This is a genomic window from Marinobacter sp. W-8, assembly GCF_044342215.1.
Taxonomy (GTDB): Bacteria; Pseudomonadota; Gammaproteobacteria; order Pseudomonadales; family Oleiphilaceae; genus Marinobacter; species Marinobacter nauticus.
In genome coordinates, this window is record NZ_CP172297.1 from 1827743 (window position 1) to 1842493 (window position 14751).

Genomic DNA, 14751 nt, shown 5'->3' on the forward strand with positions numbered 1-14751 from the left:
TCGCCGCCGGAACTGGACGAATGTCAATTTGCTGCTTTACTTGATCGGGAAAGCCAGAAAAACAACAACTTCGGGTAGGAAGGAGGAAGTGCCATGAAAAAATCCGTGCAATCAGACAGCCAGGCCGATGCAGTGGCGGCGGTATTGCTCGTGCTGCTGGCAGTTGCTTTTGCGGTGGTCTGGGTATCCGGGCAGTAGGCTACTGCCCGGCCAATACCAGTTTGACCACGATGATCAGCGCGCCCACAAACGCGACGGTAAACAGAACGCCTGCAATGATATAGGGTAGCGGGCTGTGGTGTGAAAAGTCTTCCTGGCGGCGCTTGTCAGACTGCACACCGAAAGCGCCGGCAAGGATGCTTTGCATGATCTTAAGAACCCCCGGGCTGCGGGGGCGTTCATTGTTATTGTTGTTTTCGGTCACGTCATTCATGGAATACGCCTCAGGTTATTCCGCCGGATCGTACGCCAGGCTTGGCATCAACCAGCGCTCAGCCTCAGCCTTGGTCAGGCCTTTGCGTTCAGCATAGTCCTCAACCTGATCAACGCCAATTTTGCCAACGGCAAAGTATTTGGCTTCCGGGTGGGCGAAGTACCATCCGGAGACCGCTGCGGTTGGATACATGGCGAAATGCTCCGTTAGCTGGAGGCTGGTGTTGGCGGTGGCATCCAGCAGTTTGAACAGAGTGGCCTTTTCGGTATGGTCCGGGCAGGCAGGGTAGCCGGGGGCCGGGCGGATACCACGGTAGCGCTCCTTGATCAGGTCCTCGTTGGCCATCTGTTCATCGGTGGCATAACCCCAGAATTCCTTGCGCACCCGTTCGTGCATGCGCTCGGCAAAGGCTTCGGCCAAGCGGTCTGCCAGGGCCTGCACCATAATGGCGCTGTAGTCGTCGTGGGCGTTTTTGAACTCAGCGGTCAGTTCGTCCACGCCGATGCCTGTGGTCACCGCAAAGCCTCCGACATAATCGCCCAGGTGCAGACTCTCCGGCGCCACGAAATCTGACAGCGCCATCATTGGCTTGCCCGGAGCTTTCTCATCCTGCTGACGCAGGTGGTGCAGGGTAGTGAGCTCTTCGGTCCGGGATTCATCGGTGTACACGACAATGTCATCACCCCGACGATTGGCGGGCCAGAACCCGACAACGCCTCTTGCCGAGATCCGCTTGTCCCCGATCATCTGTTTCAGTAGTTTCTGGGCATCGTCAAACAGGGTACGTGCGGCTTCGCCTCGTTTCGGGTCGTCGAAAATGGCCGGGTATTTGCCGGCAATGTCCCAGGAAATAAAGAACGGTGTCCAGTCGATGTAGTCCACCAGTTCCTTCAGATCATAGTCCTCGAAGACCCGGACACCGGTAAATGCGGGCTTGGGCGGCTGGTAGTTCTCGAAATCGATTTCCGGTGCACGGGCACGGGCTTCTTTCAGCGACACCAGCTTGGTGCGGTCACCACGGTTTTTGCGGCGTTCACGAATTTCGTCATATTCGGTGCGAGCTGCTTCCACGAAAGCGGGCTTCGCGGTCTTGCTCAACAGCTGGGATGCTACGTTCACGCAGCGGGATGCATCAGAAACGTAAAGGGCGATGTCGTTCTTGTACTGGGGCTCGATTTTGACCGCTGTGTGGGCTTTCGAGGTGGTGGCACCACCAATCATCAGCGGGATATTGAAGTCCAGTCGCTGCATTTCACGCGCTACGTGCACCATCTCATCCAGTGACGGTGTGATCAGGCCGCTCAGGCCAATCATGTCGACATTTTCTTTTCGGGCTGTTTCCAGAATCTTTTCACAGGGCACCATCACGCCAAGGTCGATTACCTCGTAGTTGTTGCACTGCAGGACAACGCCAACAATGTTCTTGCCAATGTCGTGTACGTCGCCCTTGACCGTGGCCATCAGTATCTTGCCCTTGGCCTGCTGGTCTTCAGTTTTCTCTGCTTCGATGTAGGGAATCAGGTGGGCCACGGCCTGCTTCATTACCCGGGCGCTCTTGACCACCTGGGGCAGGAACATCTTGCCGTCACCGAACAGATCGCCAACCACGTTCATGCCGGCCATCAGCGGGCCTTCGATTACCTCGATGGGGTGGCTGGCGTTTTGCCGGCAGGCTTCTGTGTCGTCAATAATGTAACTGGTAATGCCTTTAACCAGGGCATGCTCCAGGCGTTTTTCAACGGGCCATTCACGCCAGGCAAGGTCTTCCTCTTTGGCCTGGCCGCCTTTGCCTCTGAACTTTTCGGCCGCTTCGAGCAGGCGATCGGTGGAGTCATCCCGGCGGTTCAGAACCACGTCTTCCACCAGTTCTTTCAGGTCAGGCTCGATCTCGTCATAGATCACCAGTTGGCCCGGATTCACGATGCCCATATTCATGCCGGCCTTGACCGCGTGATACAGGAAGACAGAGTGAATGGCCTCACGTACCGCATCGTTGCCGCGGAACGAGAATGACACGTTGCTGACGCCACCGGAGATAGAGGCGTGGGGGCAATGCTCCCGGATCCAGCGTGTGGCGTTGATGAAGTCCACCGCGTAGTTGTTGTGCTCCTCAATACCGGTAGCAATGGCAAAGATGTTGGGGTCAAAAATGATGTCGGCCGGGTTGAAGCCGACGCCGGTCAGCACATCATAGGAGCGTTTGCAGATTTCGGTTTTGCGTTCGAAGGTATCGGCCTGGCCGTCTTCGTCAAAGGCCATCACCACCACCGCAGCGCCGTAGCGCATGCAGTCCCTGGCACGTTTGATGAACTCCTCTTCGCCTTCTTTCAGGCTGATGGAGTTCACCACGGCCTTGCCCTGGATGCAGCGCAGACCTGCTTCGATCACATCCCACTTGGACGAGTCGATCATGACGGGTACGCGGGAAATGTCCGGTTCAGAGGCCACCAGGTTCAGGAACGTAACCATCACCTCCCTGGAATCCAGCATGCCCTCGTCCATGTTGATATCGATGATCTGCGCACCGTTCTCAACCTGGTCCCGGGCAACGCTCAGGGCTTCCTCATACTGTTCTTCCTTGATCAGCCGCAGGAAGCGCTTGGAGCCGGTTACGTTGGTGCGTTCACCCACGTTGATGAACAGGGCGTTTTCGTCACCGGTAAACGGTTCCAGGCCGGAGAGCCTGAGTGCTTTCGGGCGTTCAGGAATCTGTCTGGGCGGATACTTGGCCACGGCCCTGGCGATGGCTTCAATATGATCCGGGCGCGAGCCGCAACAGCCGCCGATGATGTTCAGAAAGCCGTCTTTGGCAAAGCCTTCAATGATCTCGGCCATTTCCTCCGGGGTCTGGTCGTATTCACCAAACTCGTTGGGCAGCCCGGCGTTGGGGTGGGCTGATACATAGGTTTCGGCCTTGTTCGACAGTTCTTCCACATAAGGCCGCAGCGCGTCCGCGCCCAGTGCACAGTTCAGACCCACGGAAATCGGTTTAGCGTGGGCAACCGAGTTGTAGAAGGCTTCAGTGGTTTGGCCAGACAGGGTTCGGCCAGAGGCGTCGGTGATAGTGCCGGAAATCATGATCGGCAGCTCAATACCACTGTCTATAAAGAACTGCTGGGTCGCGTAGATTGCTGCTTTGGCGTTCAGGGTGTCGAAAACAGTTTCAATGAGAATAAGGTCTGAACCACCTTCAACCAGGCCGGAAACTGCCTCGTAGTAATTGTCGACCAGAGTCTGGAAATCCACGTTCCGGTAACCGGGATTGTTCACATCCGGTGAAATAGAAGCGGTGCGTGAGGTGGGACCCACGGCACCGGCTACAAAGCGTGGCTTTTGGGGATTCCTCGCGGTGAACTCGTCGGCGATTTCCCGTGCCAGCTTTGCCGCAGCTACGTTCAACTCCCGTGCCAGCGATTCCAGGCCATAGTCGGCCTGCGACAGCTTGGTGGAGTTGAAGGTGTTGGTCTCGATAATGTCTGCGCCCGCGTCCAGGTACTCTGCATGGATGTTGCGGAGCAGGGCAGGCTGGGTAAGGTTCAGCAGGTCGTTGTTGCCCTGAACTTCCCGTTCGTAATCCTTGAATCGATCGCCCCGGAATGCGGCCTCATCCAGTTTCTGGTTCTGGATCATGGTGCCCATGCCACCATCAAGAATGACAATCCGCTCCTTGAGGGCTTGGTGCAGCTGTTCCAGGCGTGTATTGCGATCGGTCATAGAAAACTCTTCCGGGTGTCGTTATTAACGTCGTGTTTTACGTTTTGGCGCGGGATCATAGCAAAAATGCTGAAAGGCGTCTTAGTACGGATGATCATTATCAAGTTCCGTTTTGCCTGTCCGCCGTTGGGATAAGGGAAATTGATTACCCCATTAATGCCCGACTATTTTACTTGGTCTTTTATGTTCCGGCGATCTCTCATAAAATGTCAGTCACACTTGATAACAGGTAGGAAGCATGGCTCTGGTAACTGTGACTGATTCCGCAAGGGATTATCTTGCGCAACTGATTGAAAAGCAGGACGTTGAAGGTATGGGCGTACGCATTTTCGTGACCCAGCCCGGCACCCGCAACGCAGAGACCTGTCTGGCATACTGTCCGCCCAATGAAGTTGTGCCAACCGATGAGCAGGTCAACCTGGAGAAGTTTACTCTGTATCTGGACCATAATTCGGTGCCGTTCCTGGAAGACGCCTATGTCGACTACTCCAAGGATCAGATGGGCGGGCAACTGACCATCAAGGCGCCTAATGCCAAGGTGCCGCAGGTGGCTGATGATGCGCCCCTGCCGGATCGTGTGAACTACGTGCTGGCCTCTGAAATCAATCCCAACCTGGCAGCTCATGGCGGTGATGTTTCGCTGGTTGAGATTGTTGACGAATCGGTTGCGGTGTTGCGCTTTGGTGGCGGGTGTCAGGGCTGCTCTGCGGTCAGCCTGACGCTGAAGCAGGGTGTCGAGAAGACACTGAAGGAACGCGTACCTGAAATTTCCGCGGTGCGTGATGTGACAGACCACTCGAATACCGAAAACGCTTACTATCAGTAAGTTGCACCCTTCCTCCGGCAGTCGCCCCTTCTCTGGCGGCTGCCAGAAACACCCGCCTTGCCTGGCTACACGGCCAATGGCCTGTTAAGCGTAATACTTCATTATCGGTCACATAAACAGAATCAAAGCCCGGGTATTATCCGTGCCGTGTGAGCGAACGCTTTTTCTTTTTCGGGGTAACGCTTGACTGACCTTGCTCTTGTGTCCGTGCCTGTAATGGCTGCCGTGGTGGGATGGTTCACCAACTGGCTCGCCATTCAGATGTCCTTTCATCCTGTCCGGTTCATTGGCGTTGGGGTTATTGGCTGGCAAGGGGTGATTCCGCGCAAGGCCGAGAAAATGGCCCACATCTGCATCGATCGCACACTGCAGAAGTTTGGCGACCTGAATTCTGTGTACCAGAAGCTGGAGCCCAACCGCATTGTGGAACAGGTGGTGGCTCAGGTAACGCCCCGTATGGATGAGTACATTGACGAGGTCATGTATGAAATCCAGCCGGTACTCTGGGATAACCTGCCGCTGTTTGTTCGTGCCCGGATCTATCAGTGGGCACGGCAACAGTTACCCAATCGGGTAGAAGAACTGGTGGAGGATTTTGGTGACGACCTGGATGAGCTGGTCGATCTCAAGGCTCTGTTGAGTCGGGAGCTTCAGAACCATCCGGACCTGATGAATCGTATATTCCGGCAGGCGGGTGCGGTTGAACTCAGGTCGGTCATTAATCGGGGCGCGATTATCGGTGCCTTGATGGGCGCGGTGCTGGCGCCGGTTTCGGTGTTCTACCCCCAGCCCTGGTTACTGCCGGTAGGCGGCTTTTTTATTGGCTTTATCACTAACTGGATTGCCATCAACCTGATCTTTGCACCGGTGCGCCCGCGCCGGGTATTGTTCTGGCAGTTGCAGGGGCTGTTCCTGCGTCGGCAGGATGAAATCAGCGATATCTGGGCGCGCCTGGTGGCGGAGGAATTGATCACGGTGGAGAAAGTCGCCGATGCCATGATCAACGGTCAGCATGGTGACCGTACCCGCGCCATCATCCAGAAACACCTGCGCCCCATGCTCGACAATTCCATGGTCATGAAGCTGGCGGCCCAGGTGTCTGTGGGCATGACCGGTTACACCGAGCTCAAGCGCGTGATGAATCAGAAAGCGGTGCTGGCAACCCGGGATGTATTCAGTGATCCCGCTTTCAATCGGGAGCGTGCACCCGTCGTGGCGGGGGTGCTGGCCAGCCAGATGAAAGCCCTGCGCCCGGAAGAGTTCCAGGACATCCTCAGGCCAGCGTTCCGGGAGGAAGAAATCCAGCTGATGTTCGTGGGTGGCTTGTTTGGTGCCGTGGCCGGGCTCGTTCAGTTTCTTGCCATGACCGGCTTGCCCCAGGCCGTACTGGGCTGACCACACCAGGGAGAATAGCGTATGCCAGTTTGGGCGCAGATCCTCACGCAGGTTTTACTGACAGCGGCCACCGTAACGGCCGTTCTCTTCGGTTTCTGGTTCTGGGTGGTAAAGCCATGGCTGGCTGAGCGCATTCAGGAACTGATTGATACCGCCAATGAGATTGAGCCGAGGGTGACCAGTGGCGTTCAGAAGGGGGTTGCTGAATCTATCCGGCAGATACCCCAAAGCGCCTGGGACGGTGCCACCAGGGAATCCACTCGCCAGTTCCTCAAGTTTGGTTCGAACCTGTTTGAAAACGGGCTGAGCACCTTTCTGGGGGCCGCTGCCGAAGAGCAACAAGCCAATCAGGCGCAGTCAGCCGAAAAGCGGGACAGATAACAGCGCGACATCTTCCACGGGCTCAGAGGCAATTCGTAGGGCGAGGCAGTCCGGCAATCCGGCAGGCTGTTTTGGCGGGGGTTCCGGGGAACAGTGTCATCAGGTAGATACTGTCGCCTTTCTCGTCCCCCAGCGCTTCTCTTACGGCCTTTACGAACAACCGGTTCGACGGTGGCGACATCTCATGCTGTTTATAAAAATCCCTCAAAAAGTATATGATTTCCCAGTGTTTTACCGTTAAATCAATGTCGTCTTCATGAGCGATTTCCTGGGCTACCTCATTGGTCCAGGTGGCCGCGTCCTCCAGAAAACCCTCGTTGTTTCTCTCAGGCGAGTTCGAAGCACTCATGGTTTACCAGTTGATGATTCGTGAATGATTGACGGTCAGCTGCACAAAACCGGCGTAGTCCACCAGTTGATCTGCGGGCACGCGATTGGCCACGGCGCGCGCATGTGCGTCTGCCTCCAGACCATAAGAAGCCCCCGGCAACTGCTTTTCGCGATCGAGCAGTGCGAGCACCGCATCCTCAATCAGCAGTAGCGTGTCACCCTGTTGAGCAGACGCCAGACAATGCCGGAACCTGGCGTGTTCCGGAGCTTTGTTGATGATGTGCAGGGTTGCGGTCGTGTTTTCAGGCATGACAGGGTCCTATCCGGCAAAAACAACGCGGGAAAACTGGCTCAGGGTTTCGGAAATCGACTCCGATGGCGTGCTTCCTGACAGCAAATCGTCGATCTCCAGTCCATATTGTGCGCATGCCCGGGTATCGACCAGTATCTGTTCAACGCCGAACAGGGTGGCGGCAGAGAGATTCTTCTCCACAGATTTCTGGCCGACGGCGTCGGCGGCCTGGCCTTTGCAAAGCCAGTGGACGCCAGCCCCCAGAAACAGCATCGCGGCGGGCTGGTCGAAGGCCGCCAGGGAAAACGTTATGTCCAGCGCTTCTCGTCCTGTCCAGGAGCCATAGGGTGGCTGATCGATCACAATCAGGGTGGTCATGGTCAGTGTGCCCCGTGAAAATAAAGAACCCGGTCGGACTTCAGGTTACCCTCTACCCACTCTCCAAGACCGGCAATTTCGAAGGGTGCCCTGAGATTGCTGGCGGTCAGCTCGTAACGGGCCTGTTCGGTATCATCGACAATGCCACGGCGCAGTGCCGAAGCAATGCAGGCGACCGCTGTGATGTTGTTCCCGGAAAGGAATTCAGACCACAGTCGCGGCCAGTGTTGCTCATCGGAGGGAGGAGCGCTCAGGGCCGACGCCAGGTGTACGCCATCACCATACAGGAACACCCGGTCGATACGGTGGCCCGCTTTCAGCAGGGCCTGAGCCAATGACAGGGCCGTCTGGGGCGCCTGTGTTGCCCAGGGTGCACCGGTGATCACGAGTGTGTAACTGAGAGACTGCGGCATGGGTTTGACTGCTGACTGGTGGAAACCCTGCAAGTGTACCTAAAGCAAAAACCCCGGCATAGGCCGGGGTTTTCTCAAGGCGTTGGACTGAGTTTGCTGATCAGTCTTCGCCGCTGAACGCAGACAGCAGGTGCAGCAGGCTGACGAACAGGTTGTAGATGGACACATACAGGCCAACGGTGGCGATGATGTAGTTACGCTCGCCACCCTTGATGATCTGGCTGGTCTCAAACAGGATCATGATCGAAGCAAAGATCGTGAAGCCTGCGGAAACGGCCAGGTGCAGAGCAGAGCTCTCCATGAAGAACGCCAGCAGCATGGCACCAATCAGCACAAATGCGCCAGCGGTCAGGAAGCTGGACAGGAAGCTGAAGTCCTTCTTGGTGATGATAGCGGTTGCGGACAGGCCCACGAACGCGACGGCAGTCAGCGTCAGTGCCTGAGCAACAATCTGCGAGGCGCCGGCAGCAACAAACGCACCGATGATCGGGCCAAGGGTGTAACCCATAAAGCCGGTCAGTGCGAAGGTGGTGACGATGCCCCAGGGGCTGTTCTTTAGTTTATAGGTGGCGAACAGCAGGCCGATGTAGCCCACGATGGTAATCAGGAAGCCCGGGTGCGTGCCATTCATGTTCAGGAACGCAGTCACGGCTGAAAACGCCAGGGTCATACCGAGCAGCATGTAGGTGTTACGCAACACCTTCATGGCGTCGTCGCTGATACCGGTCGTTGCGCGACTGGTCTCGCTGGCCGGCGAGTAGGCCGCCTGGTTGTTCTGAACGCCGAAACGTCTGTCTTCCATTGTCATCTCCGTTTAGTGCTTTAGTGCAACTGGATACTGTAGACCATCATAATGTCGAAACCGCAACTTTCAATCATTTACGACAGAGAAACACCAAATGGATTCCATTAAAACGCGGTAATCTTGTCTAAGCTCTGACCAGAAGCCACGGAATTTGCTTTGTTTTTCTTGCAGGGCGTTGACAGAGGGGGCAAATCCGGTATCATTCCTCCCGCTGTCGACAAGGCAGCAAGCCGAAGCGTTTCCCGATGCTTCGACTAGACGGTGGGCTGGCAGAGTGGCTGAATGCAGCGGTCTTGAAAACCGCCGACGGTTAATAGCCGTCCCGGGGTTCGAATCCCTGGCCCACCGCCATTTTTCCTTTCAAAACAGTCTTTTATCTCCCGGAAATCCAAAAGGCCTACAACTTGGCCCACATGCCTGATTCGCTTGTTTTTCACCAACAATCGAAAAGGAATGTGACCATGCAAAAACTCTCCAACCATCTTACTGATTGCCGTTCACGCCTGCTTGATGCAGACGCATTGCTGAATTATTTGCGCAAACCTGAAAACCTGAATCATATGCTTGAGAGTGACTCCCCGGAGGTCACCCTGGCCGCAATGATTGAGCGTACGTTTGATCTTGTATCCGATGCATGCGGAAAGACTGAGTTGCTTTGTAAGCAATACGAGGCTGAACCAAGGTCGCTGCCCACACAAAGTGATGCACAAGCCACGCATGAGTCAATGGAGGATGCCGGCGCTGAGCATTTCAACAACATCGACATGATCCATGAACACACCCGATCCATGCTGCTCATGATGCTGGTATACCTTGAGCAAGCCAGAGATGGAGGCTCAGAACTGAGCGGGTTAATTGTTGAAACCTATGTCGGCCAGCTGATTGATAATATGGACCGAGCGGGGCAGGAAATGCGGGCGCTCGCTGAGGTTGGGCGCTAAGCTGTGATTGCGACGATGAGGAAGGTGAGAAAATGAAAACACCAACAGAATACTATTATGTCTGTCGTCCGGACCAGCCAGCTCTCCCGGTGTCGCCTGAGTTCGAGACGCTTGAGCAGGCGCAAGAATGGCAAAGAGAACAAGGCGACCCAACTTTAAAAATTGCCCGGGCTGGGTTTTGCTGAAAGTTGACGCAGATTTGCGTCAGTACGGTTATCGAACGTTCCCCGTTGAGGGGTGTTGAAACTCTGAGTTTTGCGAATAGTCCGTGAAAGCCCCGGGGAACTCCCGGGGCTTATGATTTACTGTGTTTTGTCCGACAATTGGCCGGTTACTGCTTGGTGGCCGGGGCTGCCGCGTTGGTTTTCTGAAGCCTGTCGTAATTCCGTTTTGCGTTGCCCTTGGCGGCCTCTTTCAGGAAATCGTGATCCTCTTTCGATAGCTCTCCCTGGAATTCGAGAAGCATAATCATTCCGTGGGCCATGCTGAGATAACGCTCAAGCTCAGCTTCGTCGTTTGCCACCTCCATTATTTGGAAAACGTAGCCTAGTGGGTGGTGTTGAAATCTTTCTTTAAACTTTTCGCTGGTCATGCTGTATGCCTCATTCAGTTGGGGTTAGTTGCCCTTCAGGCCCAGGAGCATTTCTTCACCTTCGGCGTTCACTTTTGCCTGGAGCTTTTCTAGGATCTGGAACCAGATCGCTTCTAGGTGGGGCTCAAGGCCGGCTGCGTTGATTGTCAGCTTGGCGTCCCCTTTCCGAAGCTGGCGGGTTTTTTCTTTCATGTAACCAATCTCGGCTTCGGTCAATTCCTTCTGCCGTTTCATCTGTTCATCGCGGAGCTTGTTTTCATTCTTGATCTGGTCAGAAACGGCCCATTTTTCACGGAAGTTATCAGCATCGTTGAGGAGCATTCCGAACAGATCGCCTGTCAGCTTTGTGGAGTCCCCAAACGTGCTCGAAATAGACTCCAGCATTGCTTCAACTCTTTGGGCATTTGCTTCTGCCTCGGCAATATCCAAATCCACCGATGCCTGGATGTTAGCTATCCGTTCATTGCTGGCAATTTTCTCCATCTGAACGTAATAATCTTCAGACTTGGCGATGGCCTTTTCCGTTTTGGTGGCGGTGTCGTCCATGGCGTCACCCGATCGCACTATGGCGCCGGACCAGCTGTTAACCTTGCCGGTGGCCTTGTCGTATCCGAGAACCAGGGTTTCGTTGTTCTCCGCCAGCTGTTTGGTAGCCCGGCCAACGTTGCCGAGGGCGTCCCCGCTTTTGCTAGCCTCACCCTGCAGGCGCTCTACTGCGTTGGCGGAACGATTGAGGTTCTCCCCGGTACCGCTCATGGCCTCGTTGAGATCGCCGTGTTTGTTGGCTGCGTTCACCAGCTCATTGGCGTAGTCCTGCCATGCCCGCTGGGTGTCCTTGGTGGCCACTTCGGTTTTGCCAAGCTTTTCAGCCAGGCTGGCGTTCATGTCGCGCAGATCCTGGGTGTCTTTGACCAGTTTCTGCTGGGCCTCGGAGACCGGCGCCATGGCCTTGGTGATTTTCTCCAGCTCATCCTTGTTGAATTGCTCATAAAGCCAGCTGCCGATAGAGGTGCCGAACTTTTCTTCAAGTGGATTAATGATTGTCTCGTTGATGATTTCGCCGATGGCATACCCGCCAGCCAGAGCAAAGCCGATAAGGCCGCCTTTCCCGACTTTGCCCATCTTTTCAAGTTCGCCCAGGTTGCCCAGTAGGGCCTTGAAGCCTTGCGCACCGGCCAGGGCGGTTAATCCAGAGCCAACGGATTGCAGTCCGCCAGCCAGGCCGCCCAGAAGGGGCAGAACGGTATCAATGGCCTTGGCAATACCGAGCAACTCTCCAACGCTTTTCTGGGTGGCTGAATCCAGATTCTGGAATTCCTCAATGCCGGCGCCAATGGCGTCGAATAGCGGCTCAAGGCCGTTGATGATGCCGGCTGAAACGTTGGTCAGTGCGGTGAAAGCATCCACTACTTTTTGCAGGGCTTGCTGCAAGCCTTCTGCTGTGTCCAGGTCGATATCACCGAATACCGCGCTTACCGCGTCGCCGAGCTCATCCCCCAGGCCGTCGAAGGCCACCAGCAACTGCGAGAAGTCGAGGCCCTCGAAAGCTTCAGGCAGATTCTCGGCAATGACATTTACCTGTTCAGAGAACCGTTCCAGGCCACCCCGAAGCGCGTCAAACAGCTTATCCGCGTTATCGCCCTGTAGGGCTTGCTGGAAGGCTTGAACGAGGCTTGTGGTAGCCTGGGTGGCGGCTTTCGTTTCCTCGATGTACTCCATCCCGGTAACTTTGGCTGCCGTGGTGAATGCGGCCCGAAGTTGGTTCAGGGCGAACTCTGCGGACTGGGTGCGAACCTCGAATTCTCGGAGCGTGGAACCGCTGGCCTCCAATGCTACCTTGAGAATTTCCTCAGAGCGTTCAGCGCCATTCAGAACCGCCAGGAACCGGCTCATCTGCTCGGCGCCGGCAATGACCGTTGCCACGCGCTGTTTCTCGTTATCGTCCAGGCTCTGGGTGGCTTCAATCAGGTCATACAGAACATCTTTGGTGTTCCGGCGCTGGCCGTCGATTTCAAGCTGAATGCCGAGCTCATCCTCCAACAGTTCCTTTCGTTCCTTGGTCGGCTTGATGAGATTGGAGATTGCCGTTTTCAGGGCGTTGGCCGATTCGGATCCGGAGCGGGTCACTTCAACTACCGGCGTCAGCAGGGCGGCGGTTTCCTCGAAAGTCAGCCCAAGCGTTTTGGCCACTGGCGCCAGGACCTTGAAGCCGTCCCCGAGCTGGGCCACTGAGGCGCCGGCATTGTTGGAAACGGCGTTCAGCACGTCCAGCAGGTTGGCGGCATCGGCAGCCGGAGCCTTGAAGCCCGCCAGCGTACCAATCAACAGATCCGCCGATTGCTGGGTGGTCAGATCCGCAGCGTTAACCGCCAGCAACGACTGTTCAACAAGGGTTAACGAGTCGTTGATATCGAAACCGGCCTGGCGGAAATCTGCCGTGCTTTGAACAATGGCCCCGGCGTCCACTCCGAACTGGTTGGAGAGGTTGCTGAAAGTGTCCGCGTAATCGGCTGCAGCTCCCTCGTTATCGCCCATGACTTTTTGCAGGTCAATCAGGGCCGCCTCAAAGCTAACGGCTTCCTTGGCTGCAAAGGTGAGGGCGGCGGCCCCCAGGGCAACCAGTGAGGTCTGCAACTTCAGAATGCTGTCGGCAGCATCCGCCAGCGGGCCGGTGATGTTGCCGGTTTTATCGACGAGTGAATCAAGGTTCCTGCCAACGGATGAAATAACGGGGCCGGTCTTATCGACGCCACCAAAGATCAATTCAACGGTTTTTTTCAGGTCAGCCATGATGTTTCCCCTCAATGGTAGCCGCTTGTCTTTGCGGCGGTGATGGCGGTTTTCAGTAACTGTGCAGGGTTGTCCATGTGTTGAATGAGTGGGCCGGCGTCAATGCCTGCGGCTTGGGCGATGTCCCTCAGTTCCCGGGCAAGCTCCAGCTTTGCTTTAACCGCCTTCCGAGGCATCGGGCGTTGGCATAGGGCAACAAAAAGATCATCTTCGGAATTGGCGATGCACAATTTCAAAATGTCATCCTTCGTGGCCAGGTCGTATTCCTGGCGTAGCTCCTGCTCGATCGCTTGAAGTTTTTTCAGCTCCGCTTTGAATACAGCGGAGGCCCGTTCAGCTGCGGCCAGTTGGCTGTTCAGCTTGGCGAGGGTTCTCTGGGTAGTCATTGGTTCTCTCCTGTCTCTGGAATCATCAGATGAATCAGATCTAGTTGATTGTTTTGTATAGGGTTTACCAGTCCAACTGGTGAGGCCCCATGTAGCGCCAAAAATTTTCCGAATACCGGGTGGTTGCACCGTCCCCGCGGAGTTTTTGAGGTGCCAGGGTCCCCCGGGTTTTTCAGGTGGTGTGAGTGACTACCGTTTGTGCTTACTGAACAGCCAATGTGTTCACTGGTGGCCGTGGGTGATTTCTCACTGGATTCACCGCAAAGAGAGAGCTGAGTAAACACCCCCCTTGGTAAACTATAAGGTGTACACATAGCGACTAATGAGCGCGCCCAAAATTGCATGACTGATACACATAGCGACCAGTGGAAGGGGGAGGGAGGGGGAAAATCCCCTGACTGATACACATAGCGACTACATTGATACGAATAGCGACTACAGTTTTTAATTTTCATGCTGCAAGTTTCTCCAAATTCAGATAGCGGGCGCTGGGGGCCTGGGTTGGTTTTATGTCGAGCTTGCCTTTGCACTCGTCGATAGGGCGCCACGTAACGGCGTAGAGAGAGCACCGGTTCCGGCCTCCCTGCCTGGTCTGCTCCAACAGGCCGGCTTCAGTCAGCGCTTTGAGGGCCTTGTTCAGGGTTCCCGGTGACCGCCACCCCTTATCCCTCATAACGCTCCATGATGCCGTCAGATCGCCGTTGTTGTTTCCGCAGAATTGGCCGGCAACATCAACCAGCAATTTCACCGCCCAGCCGTCCAGGTTGAGATAGGCCTCACTTTTCAGAACATCGCGGGGTATATGGAGGTACCCCGCTTGTCCTTTCCGGCCCTTGTGCTTTGCCCTGGGGTCTTTGGCCGGCATCCGTTCAGGCTCCCTGGCGGGCGATAGAGAGAAGCTCTCGAGCGAGGGGAATGGAGTCCCGGGACAGTTGGTAGATTCCAGGTCGGCACAGAGTCCCATCCTCGTTGATGAAGGTTTGCCTCATGCAGGCGATGGCCAGGCCCCGGCTCCGCAAAGTGGCAATGTATTGTGGCGAGTTGCTCACACGGCCTACTCTGTCGGCTTGCTCAC

The 14751-nt window shown here is 55.7% G+C and carries 15 protein-coding genes and 1 tRNA gene; 5 read left to right on the forward strand and 11 right to left on the reverse strand.

Features of this window, described 5'->3' with window-relative positions; translation table 11 throughout:
* Positions 1-199: 199 nt before the first annotated feature.
* Together ACF8YQ_RS08465 and metH are read right to left on the reverse strand one after the other, a co-directional pair.
* A complete protein-coding gene (locus tag ACF8YQ_RS08465; RefSeq protein WP_114434053.1) occupies positions 200-433 on the reverse strand; it encodes a DUF2970 domain-containing protein in 234 nt (77 codons plus the stop codon).
* A gap of 15 nt (positions 434-448) precedes the next feature.
* Entirely contained in the window at positions 449-4147 is a 3699-nt protein-coding gene (metH, locus tag ACF8YQ_RS08470; RefSeq protein WP_396623182.1) for a methionine synthase, read from the reverse strand.
* Between the two features lie 238 nt (positions 4148-4385).
* On the opposite strand from metH, the gene nfuA reads away from it, so the two are divergent.
* From nfuA to ACF8YQ_RS08485, 3 genes are all read left to right on the forward strand, one after another.
* Entirely contained in the window at positions 4386-4973 is a 588-nt protein-coding gene (gene nfuA / locus ACF8YQ_RS08475; protein ID WP_396623183.1) for a Fe-S biogenesis protein NfuA, read from the forward strand.
* A gap of 183 nt (positions 4974-5156) precedes the next feature.
* Complete coding sequence (locus tag ACF8YQ_RS08480) at positions 5157-6368, forward strand: DUF445 domain-containing protein (protein ID WP_396623184.1); 1212 nt, start codon at positions 5157-5159, stop codon at positions 6366-6368.
* A 21-nt stretch (positions 6369-6389) separates the two neighbouring features.
* The gene (locus tag ACF8YQ_RS08485; RefSeq protein ID WP_396623185.1) at positions 6390-6749 is read left to right on the forward strand and encodes a hypothetical protein; all 360 of its coding nucleotides are present in this window, start codon (positions 6390-6392) and stop codon (positions 6747-6749) included.
* Between the two features lie 22 nt (positions 6750-6771).
* On the opposite strand, the gene ACF8YQ_RS08490 is transcribed toward ACF8YQ_RS08485, so the two are convergent.
* The 5 genes from ACF8YQ_RS08490 to ACF8YQ_RS08510 form a co-directional block, all read right to left on the reverse strand.
* A complete protein-coding gene (locus ACF8YQ_RS08490) occupies positions 6772-7098 on the reverse strand; it encodes a TusE/DsrC/DsvC family sulfur relay protein (protein ID WP_396623186.1) in 327 nt (108 codons plus the stop codon).
* Between the two features lie 3 nt (positions 7099-7101).
* On the reverse strand, positions 7102-7389 hold the full coding sequence (gene tusB, locus ACF8YQ_RS08495; RefSeq protein WP_014421412.1) for a sulfurtransferase complex subunit TusB: 288 nt from the start codon (positions 7387-7389) through the stop codon (positions 7102-7104).
* Positions 7390-7398: 9 nt separating this feature from the next.
* A complete protein-coding gene (locus ACF8YQ_RS08500) occupies positions 7399-7749 on the reverse strand; it encodes a DsrE family protein (RefSeq protein WP_396623187.1) in 351 nt (116 codons plus the stop codon).
* Between the two features lie 2 nt (positions 7750-7751).
* Positions 7752-8162: a sulfurtransferase complex subunit TusD gene (gene tusD, locus ACF8YQ_RS08505; RefSeq protein ID WP_396623188.1), complete on the reverse strand. Its 411-nt coding sequence runs from the start codon at positions 8160-8162 to the stop codon at positions 7752-7754.
* 100 nt (positions 8163-8262) lie between these two features.
* Positions 8263-8964 (reverse strand): Bax inhibitor-1/YccA family protein, encoded by a 702-nt coding sequence (locus ACF8YQ_RS08510; protein WP_011785004.1) that lies wholly within the window; start codon positions 8962-8964, stop codon positions 8263-8265.
* 263 nt (positions 8965-9227) lie between these two features.
* Here ACF8YQ_RS08510 and ACF8YQ_RS08515 point away from each other — a divergent pair.
* A tRNA-Ser gene (locus tag ACF8YQ_RS08515) sits at positions 9228-9318 on the forward strand.
* Between the two features lie 110 nt (positions 9319-9428).
* The gene (locus tag ACF8YQ_RS08520) at positions 9429-9908 is read left to right on the forward strand and encodes a hypothetical protein (RefSeq protein ID WP_396623189.1); all 480 of its coding nucleotides are present in this window, start codon (positions 9429-9431) and stop codon (positions 9906-9908) included.
* Positions 9909-10239: 331 nt separating this feature from the next.
* Here ACF8YQ_RS08520 and ACF8YQ_RS08525 read toward each other — a convergent pair whose 3' ends face one another.
* The 4 genes from ACF8YQ_RS08525 to ACF8YQ_RS08540 all read right to left on the reverse strand — a co-directional run bounded on the left by ACF8YQ_RS08525 (position 10240) and on the right by ACF8YQ_RS08540 (position 14541).
* Positions 10240-10500 (reverse strand): hypothetical protein, encoded by a 261-nt coding sequence (locus ACF8YQ_RS08525; protein WP_396623190.1) that lies wholly within the window; start codon positions 10498-10500, stop codon positions 10240-10242.
* Positions 10501-10524: 24 nt separating this feature from the next.
* On the reverse strand, positions 10525-13290 hold the full coding sequence (locus ACF8YQ_RS08530; protein WP_396623191.1) for a phage tail tape measure protein: 2766 nt from the start codon (positions 13288-13290) through the stop codon (positions 10525-10527).
* Between the two features lie 11 nt (positions 13291-13301).
* Complete coding sequence (locus tag ACF8YQ_RS08535; RefSeq protein WP_396623192.1) at positions 13302-13676, reverse strand: hypothetical protein; 375 nt, start codon at positions 13674-13676, stop codon at positions 13302-13304.
* 451 nt (positions 13677-14127) lie between these two features.
* Positions 14128-14541, reverse strand: coding sequence for a hypothetical protein (locus ACF8YQ_RS08540; RefSeq protein WP_396623193.1), 414 nt, complete (start codon positions 14539-14541; stop codon positions 14128-14130).
* Positions 14542-14751: the final 210 nt, after the last annotated feature.